Annotated in this window: 3 protein-coding genes; 1 reads left to right on the top strand and 2 read right to left on the bottom strand. The window is 75.5% G+C overall.

The features are described 5' to 3' along the window. Positions 1-17: 17 nt before the first annotated feature. Together KUM49_RS22090 and KUM49_RS22085 are read right to left on the bottom strand one after the other, a co-directional pair. The gene (locus KUM49_RS22090) at positions 18-1,256 is read right to left on the bottom strand and encodes a serine/threonine-protein kinase (RefSeq protein WP_217238631.1); all 1,239 of its coding nucleotides are present in this window, start codon (positions 1,254-1,256) and stop codon (positions 18-20) included. A gap of 125 nt (positions 1,257-1,381) precedes the next feature. Next, positions 1,382-3,076: a serine/threonine-protein kinase gene (locus KUM49_RS22085; protein ID WP_217238630.1), complete on the bottom strand. Its 1,695-nt coding sequence runs from the start codon at positions 3,074-3,076 to the stop codon at positions 1,382-1,384. 438 nt (positions 3,077-3,514) lie between these two features. Here KUM49_RS22085 and KUM49_RS22080 point away from each other — a divergent pair, with 438 nt between their 5' ends. Beyond that, positions 3,515-7,249 (top strand): FHA domain-containing protein, encoded by a 3,735-nt coding sequence (locus KUM49_RS22080; RefSeq protein WP_217238761.1) that lies wholly within the window; start codon positions 3,515-3,517, stop codon positions 7,247-7,249. Positions 7,250-7,459 lie beyond the last annotated feature (210 nt).

The following is a 7,459-nucleotide window of genomic DNA, read 5'->3' as shown; positions in this document are numbered from 1 at the left end:
GCGGAGCCCCCTGGGCGTCAGGGTGTCGCCGGGGACGAGTTCCGGCCGTCCTGGGGCGTGCCGGGGTCGCCCGAGGTGGCCGCCCAGGTGCCGACGCCGGCCGCGGCGACCAGGACCACCGCGGCGACGCCCAGCACGACACGCCGCCGCCGGGTGGCCGCCCGGTGCCGGGCGGAACCGGGTCGGGGGGCGCCCGCGGCCCGTGGCGCACGGGCGGTGCCCCGCGCGCCCCCGGCCAGCTCGTCCGGCGCGGGCACCCGCATCGACGTATGCGTGTCCCGGTTGGAGTCGGCCGGCTTCGCGCCCGGTACCAGCGGCACCGCGCCCCGCCGCCGTACCGGCGTCGGCGACGCCGGCTCGTCCGAGGGCGGGTCCTCGCCCTGCTCCTCCTCGGACTCGGTGTCAGGCTCGTCCACGTCCAGCGGCGGCATGCCCGCCAGCATCGGCAGCAGCTCCCGCAGCCGCGCGCCCAGCTCGGAGGCCCGCAGCCGGGAGGCCGGCGCCTTGGCCAGGCACTGCACGATCAGCTGCCAGAGCTCGTCCGGGATACCAGGGAGGGGGACGACCGTCTCCGTGACGTGGCGGCGCAGGACGGCACCGGGGTGCCCCCCGCCGAACGGCGTGAAGCCCGCCAGCAGCTCGTACAGGACCGTGGCCAGTGCGTAGATGTCCACCGAGGCTCTCGGCGGCAGGCCTTCCACTATCTCCGGTGCCAGGTAGTCCGGCGTGCCGATGATCTTCGTGGCTCGGGTCCGGCGCGGCGAGTCGATGAGCTTGGCCACGCCGAAGTCCGTCAGCAGCGCCGGATGGGATCCGCCGGGGCCCAGCGGGCCCTGCATGTCCAGGAGCATGTTCTCCGGCTTGACGTCCCGGTGGACGACCCCGGCCTTGTGCGCCGCCGCCAGCCCGTCCGCGACGTCCGCGACGATCGCGACGGCCGCCTCGGGCGCGAGCCGCTTCTCCCGGTCGAGCCGGGTACGCAGGTCGGTGCCCCGGACGAGGTCCATGACCAGCGCGAGGTCGTTGCCGTCGACGACCAGGTCGCGCACGGACACCACGTGGGGATGCTCCAGGCCGAGCAGGGCCGTGCGCTCCTGCACGAAGCGTCCGACGAGTTCCTGGTCGGACGCGAGGTCCTCGCGCAGCAGCTTGACGGCGACGGGACCCTCGGGTCCCTCGCCCAGCCACACCGTGCCGGCGCTGCCCCGCCCGAGGATCTGGTGGGCGGTGTACCGGCTGCCGATCTTCCGTGCCAAGGCTGCTCCTACAGACGCGTGTTGCCGATAAAGCTACGCGCCGGAAGAGCCAACCTTCACCGCGGAGACGGAAATCACCCGCTGGGTGTCGACAAATCCCCTCAGTCACTCCGGTTCGAGGGCTGCTACTGGCCGGAGGAGCTCCCGCTCAGGTCCCCGATCCACCCGGAAACCGTGTCGAACATGTCTCCGATCTGCTGCCAGTAGCTCTTGCCCGTGCCGATCCACTCCTGCAGCGGGCTCAGCTCCCAGACCAGCCAGCCCGCGACGAACAGGATGACGATCGTGAACAGGCACCCCTTGAGGCAGCCGAGCCCGGGGATCTTCATCGGGTTGGCGCTGCGCTGCCGCGGCGCACGGGGCTCGCGCGCGGGACGCTGGGGCTCCTGCTGCGGGGGCGGCGCGTACCGCTGCGGCTCCGGCTGCTGACGGCGTTGTTGCCGGCGCTGGGGCTGCTGCTGGGGGTACTGCTGCGGCTGCGGCTGCTGCGGGTTGCCGTAGCCGCCGGGCTGCGGGGGCCGCTGCTGCTGGGGGCGCGGCGGCTCCTGCTGCGGCCGGGCGGCCTGCCGCTGGGGACGGCGGCGCAGCGGGTCCTGGCTGGGATCGAGGTACTGGACCTGCGTCTGCTCGTTGCGGTCGCGGGCGGCGCGCAGCTGGTTCTGCCAGGGATGCGGGTCCTCGGGCCGGCCAGGCTGCTGGCCCTGCTGCCCGCCCGGCTGGTGGTGCGGCATGACGGCGGTGGGGTCGGCGGCACCCACAGGTGCCCCGGGGCCACCGGGGCCGCCGGTGTGCGGCATGACGCTGGTCGCGGCGTTCGGGTCGTAGGCGTTCGGGTCGTAGCCGCCCGCGCCGTGCTGCATCACCTGTGTCGGGTCGGCGGCGCCGGGCGCGCCCGGGACGGCCGCCGGGGCCGGGTCGGGTGCCAGCAGCACGCCGACCGCCTCCGCGGCGGCGATCTGCGCGGAGTTCGCGTGCACGCCGATGCCCTCGGCGACGGTGCGCAGGGCGCGCGCGAGGTTCACGGCGCTGGGGCGCTCGCCGGGGCTCTTGCGCAGGCAGCGCTCGATGACCGTCCAGAGCGGGTCGGGGACCGTGGACGGGCGGCGCGGTTCGGCACTGAGGTGCTGGTGCAGGACTTCGAGGGCCGAGCCTCCGCCGAACGGGGGACGGCCGGTGACCAGCTCGTACATCAGGATGCCGGCGCCGTAGATGTCGACGGCGGAGGTCTGCGGGCGGCCCTCGGCGGACTCGGGCGCGATGTACGCGGGCGTGCCGACGAACTCGTGGGTGCGGGTGAGGCCGGGCGAGTCGGCGAGGCGCGCGATGCCGAAGTCGGTCAGCATCGGGTGCATCTGGCCGTCGTACTGCTTGAGCAGGACGTTCGCGGGCTTCAGGTCGCGGTGGACGACGCCGTCGGCGTGGCTGGCGGCGAGCGCGTCGGCGATCTGGGCGGTGAGCAGGGCGGCGCCGACGGGAGTGAGGGGGCCGTTCTCGCGCAGGTAGCGGTGCAGGTCGGGGCCCTCGACGAGGTCCATGACCAGGGCGAGCAGATCACCTTCGACGACCAGGTCGCGCACCCGCACGATGTTCGGGTGCGTCAGGCGGAGCAGGACGGAGCGCTCCCGCAGGAACCGCATCACGATGTCGGGATCGCTCGCGAGTTCCTCCTTGAGGACCTTGATCGCGACGGTCTCGCCGGGCTGGCCCTGCACGGCCGCCTCGGCACCCGCGGTCTCGCGCTGGCGGGCTCGCCAGACGGTCCCCGTGGCGCCGCGTCCGAGCGGCTCCTCGAGGAAGTACTTGCTGCCTACCGGCCGCACGTCATGCGCTCCCTGTTGCTGGCTTACCTGCTTGCTTACCTGGCACCTACACCGGTGTCCGGCGTGCTATGGGTGTTCCGACCCACTGTAGTGCTGTGGTCCGGAGCAAAGCGGTGTCGTCCTTCTGTGCGTCTTACGTAGCGGTTCCCGTACCCGTTCGAAGGAAAGACGCTCGACTCGATCCCGTTGGTTGCCACAGCCGCGCCTGAGCGATCTCAAGTGGTCACGGGTCGGGTACTGGTCAGGCACTTTTGCGGGCAGAGCCGACCAATCAAGATCATTTGATGCCGGGCGGCGGGCGTGTTGTCAGTGGCAGGTGCGAGGATGCCTCCAGTACTGGCCGACGTGCTCGTGGTGGTGGGGGAAGTCCGTGGCGTGGGACCGCGGAGGGCTTCGACCTCGTCCCGGGTGCCCGCGCAGAAGGGACCGCTGACGGCGATGCAGATCCGGCTGACCGTCGTAGACCCGCTGGGCCCGCCCGACCGCGCCCAGGGCCGCGCCGCGAGCTGCGACGTGCTGGTCACCGCGCCCGCGGGCACGGCTCTGGCCGCGGTGGCGTCGGCGCTCGCCTCGGCGGTCCCCGCGGACGCGGGAGCGCCGCTGGAGCGGAGCCGGGAGGCCGGCGGCGGCCCGGTCGTGCTGTACGCCGGTGCGGAGCGGCTCGACGCCCAGCGGTGCACCCTGGGCGAGCCCCCGCTGATCGACGGCGCCGTGCTGTCCCTGGGCGCCCCCGGGGAACCGGAGGCGCATCCCGAGCTGGACGACGCGCCGACCCAGCTCCACGTGGTCGCGGGCCCGGACGCGGGCGGAGTCCATCTCCTGCACGGCGGGCAGATCCACATCGGCCGCTCCGCCGACGCCGACGTCCCGCTCGACGACCCGGACGTCTCCCGCCTGCACTGCGCCGTGACCGTCGGCCCCGACGGCCGCGTGTCGGTCGCCGACCTCGACTCCACGAACGGCACCTCGCTCGACGGCACCCGCGTGAGTGCCCGCCCGGTCCGCTTCACCCCCGGTGCGCTGCTGCGGATCGGCGAGTCGGCCCTGCGGCTGGCCCCGGCCGGCGGCCCGGGAGCGCGGGTGCGGACGACTCCCGACGGGGAGGGGCAGGTGCGGGTGCCCACCGGCGGCGGTGCCGGGGACGGCCCCGCCCAGGCGCCCGGGTCCGACGGCGCACCCGTCCCCTCAGGCCCGTCCGGCCCCTCCGGCAGGACGCATCACCGGTACGGCTCGGCCGGCTGGGGTGCCTCGGCCGGCGCCCCCGGCGCACAGGACCACAGCCCGGTCGAACCTCCGCCCGTCGTTCCTGGCCAGGGCGGGGCGCCGCGCATCGAGACCGGGGTGGCTGGGCCCTACGGCCGGACGGGCGCCGTCCCCCGGGACGGCTCCGGCGACAGCGGGACCACCCACGCCGGGCGGTTCGGGGCCGGTACGGCGGGCGGCACCTCCGGCACGATGGCCGGATACGGCGGACGGACTCCCACGGGCCCGTCCGGGGCCGCCGAGCACGGCACCCACGTGAGCGACGACACCCGGTACCCCCGGGGAGACGGCCAGGGCCCCGGCCCCGGCGAGGCGGACGCCGGGACGGACCCCGCTGCCGCCACCTCCCCCGGCGCCGGCGCGGACCGCCGCAAAGGAACCCCGCTCAGGGGGACCGACGTACCGCCCGGCCTGCGTAAACGCGGCGGGCTCTCGGCGTGGGCGCGGCGACTGACCGGCGGGCGTGGCGAACAGGAACCGGCCGGACGCGGAACGTACGACGAGACCGAGGACAGCGTCTCCGCCGCAGCGCAGACGGCACCCCTGGCCCCGCCCGCCCAGGCCCCCGAGACCTGGCCGGACCCGGCGGCGCTGCTGCTGACGGCGCTGGGCCCCGGGCCTCGGCTGTGGGAGCGCGGACCGGGCCACCCCGAAGCACTCACGGTGCGGCTCGGTACGGCGGACCGGGCGGCGCCCGACGGCTCGGGCCTGCTGCCCGCCGTGCCGGTGACCGCCGATCTGCGCGAGGCCGGGGCGCTGGGGCTGGCCGGACCGCGCGAGCGGCTCGCCGGGCTGGCCCGCGCGGTCGTCGCCCAGCTCGCCGCGCTGCACTCCCCCGACGCCCTGGAAATCGTCCTGATCAGTGCGGACCGCTCCCGCCCGGTGGCGGAGCGCACCGCCGAGTGGTCCTGGCTGGGCTGGCTCCCGCATCTGCGCCCGGGACACGGCCAGGACTGCCGTCTCCTCCTCGCCTACGACCGCGAACAGGCCAAGGTCCGCACCGACGAACTCCTCCGCCGCCTGGAGGACCACCTGGACCAGCTGACGGAGTCGGCCCCGGGACGCAGGCCGGCGCATGCGCACACCGACCGGCGGGCGGACACCACCGGAGCCGGAGACAACGGCAACGGCAACGGCGGTGACGTGCAGGGCGCCGACTTCGAGGTGAAGGGCTCCGGCGACCGCCCGCAGCCGTCCCGCGCTGCGAACCGGCGCCCTTCCTGGGCCCGGGACGAGGACACCGCGGACCAGGACACGGGCGGCTTCCCCGGGCCGTACACCGTGGTCGTCGTGGACGGCGATCCCGGTGGCGCCGCCGTCCGCGAGGCGGTGGCGCGGCTGACGCTGGAGGGGCCGCGGGCGGGCATACACGTCGTGTGCCTCGCCGAGACGGCACCCGCGTCGCCCGCGTCGCCGGTCACGGAGACGTACGAGGCGGCCTGCGCGGCGGCACCGGCGTTCCGCGAGTGCGGCGCCGTGGCGCTGCTCAGCGGCGACGTGGCGACGGCCCTGCGGCTGATGCGGGTGGCGCGGGCCACGACGGACGGTTCCACGCCCGCCGGTACCACCGCTGCCTCCACCTCCGCCTCCACCCCTGCCTCCTCCTCCGCCCCCGTCGGCCCGGTGGGCCATGGCACGGTCGCCGCCGTGGACGCCGTCTCGCTCGCCTGGGCCGAGCGGTTCGCGCGGGCGCTGGCACCGTTGCGGGCGGAGGGCACCGCCGGTGAGCGGCACGCGCGCGTGTCGGCGCCGCTGCCCCAGGCGGCCAGGCTGCTGGACGAGCTGGGGCTGGCCCGGGCCACCCCGGCGTCGCTGATGGCCCGCTGGGCGGACGCGGCCGACGACACGGAGTCGCTCGGCGGACGGGCCTGGGCCGTGCTCGGGGCCGGACCGCGCGGCCCGGTCTGCGTGGACCTCTCCCTGGAGGGCCCGCACCTGCTGATCGAGGGACCGTCGGGCAGCGGACGTACGGAGCTGCTGCGGGCCGTCGTCGCCTCGCTGGCCGCCGCCGAGCGGCCCGACCGGCTGAGCGTGGTGCTGATCGACGGCCGGGACAGTGTGGGCACGGACACCGGCGGACACGGCGAGGGCCTGCGGGTGTGCACGGACGTACCCCATGTCACCACCCACCTCACCGCCAACGACCCCGTGCGCATGCGCGAGTTCGCCCAGTCGCTGAGCGCCGAGCTGAAGCGGCGCGCGGAGCTGCTCGGGCGGTTGGACTTCGCCGAGTGGCACACCGGACGCGAGGTGTCGGGCCGCATAGTCGCCCAGCGGACGGCGCAGGCCCGTGGCGTGTCCGGCGCCGGGGAGCACAACGGAGACCTGGACGCCTCCTCCAGCTCCACGATCCGGCTGCGTCCGGCGGCCGCCCGGCGGCAGGCGGAGGCCGTGGTGCCGCTGCCCCGCCTCGTCGTGGTCGTCGACGACCTGGACGCGCTGGTCTCTCCCGCGCTGGGCTCACCGGGCAGGCCTGCGGCGGGTTCGGTGATACGCGCCCTGGAGGCCGTGGCCCGCGAGGGCGAGCGGCTCGGGGTCCACCTGGTGGCAGCGGCCGGCAGCGGCGGCCGTACGGTCCAGTCGGATCCGGCACGCCTGGCCACCCTCCGCGTCACGCTGGACACCCCGACCCCGGGTCCCGACGAACCGGCCCCCGGGCGTGGCCGCCTGACCTGGTCGGACGGCCGGGTCACCCCGTTCCAGGGAGGCCGCGTCACGGGCCGCATCCCGCGTACGGCGACCCTCCGGCCGACGGTCGTGCCCCTGGAGTGGGACCGGATGGGCGACCCGCCGACCCGGCGCCCGGTGCGTGAACTGGGCAACGGCCCGACGGACCTGGCGCTGCTGGCCAGTGCGCTGGAGCGGGCGGCACGAGAGGTCGCGGCGACCGCGGTGCCGTCACTCCTGTAGCGCCGGTTCGGCACATTTCAGCCCTTCCGGCGCTTGAGGGCGAGGCCGTTCCGACCGATAGCGGGGTCTGGGGGCAGCCGCTCCCAGCGGACGCGAGCCACAACCGCCCGCACCTGGTCACGAGGGGGTCACGATCCCCGGCTTGACACGCGATGCGCTCTTGCCGCCCCCAACCCGTCAGGCGTAGACCAGATCCACGGGACAGCGCTC

It is taken from the genome of Streptomyces sp. AC555_RSS877 (assembly GCF_019049245.1).
Classification (GTDB): Bacteria; Actinomycetota; Actinomycetes; order Streptomycetales; family Streptomycetaceae; genus Streptomyces.
This window is presented reverse-complemented; position numbering and strand designations above follow the sequence as displayed.